Source organism: Pseudomonas brassicacearum (genome assembly GCF_003732265.1).
In the GTDB taxonomy this organism is placed as follows: Bacteria; Pseudomonadota; Gammaproteobacteria; order Pseudomonadales; family Pseudomonadaceae; genus Aquipseudomonas; species Aquipseudomonas brassicacearum_D.
In genome coordinates this window covers 1-658 of record NZ_MOBK01000061.1, presented here as the reverse complement: position 1 = coordinate 658, position 658 = coordinate 1, and the positions used below count along the sequence as shown (strand labels likewise).

The window sequence follows — 658 nt, the reverse complement described above, 5'->3', positions numbered from 1 at the left end:
CATTCAAGGCCAGGCGCCGCTGTTGCCCGAATTGCCGATCCAGTACGCCGACTATGCGATCTGGCAGCGCCACTGGATGGAAGCGGGCGAGCGTGAGCGTCAGTTGGAATACTGGACGGCGCATCTGGGCGGTCAGCAACCGGTACTCGAATTGCCAACCGATTTTGCCCGCCCGGCGGTCATGAGCTATCGCGGTGCCCGTCTGGAACTGGACATCGACGCCGCGTTGGCCAGTGGCCTCAAGCAGATGGCGCAGCGCGAAGGGGTCAGTCTGTTCATGATCCTGCTGGCCTCGTTCCAGGCCTTGCTGCATCGCTACAGCGGTCAGAACGACATCCGCGTCGGCGTGCCGACGGCCAACCGCAACCGCGTGGAAACCGAGCGCCTGATCGGCTTTTTCGTCAACACCCAAGTGCTCAAGAGCGAGGTCGACAGTCAGGACCCGTTCAGCGCGTTGCTGCAACAGGTCAAGCAGACTGCGCTGGGCGCGCAGGCGCATCAGGATCTGCCATTCGAGCAATTGGTCGAAGCGCTGCAACCCGAGCGCAACCTCAGTCACAGTCCGCTGTTCCAGGTGATGTTCAATCACCAGACCCAAGGCTTGTCGACTGCAGCGCCGGTGGGCGGTTTGAAAGTCGAGGGCTTGCGTTGGGACAGC

General features: G+C 62.2%; 1 protein-coding gene. It reads left to right on the top strand.

The window, feature by feature from the left end:
• A partial coding sequence (locus tag BK660_RS30040) for a condensation domain-containing protein (RefSeq protein WP_259698548.1) occupies window positions 1-658 on the top strand: 658 nt, incomplete at both ends.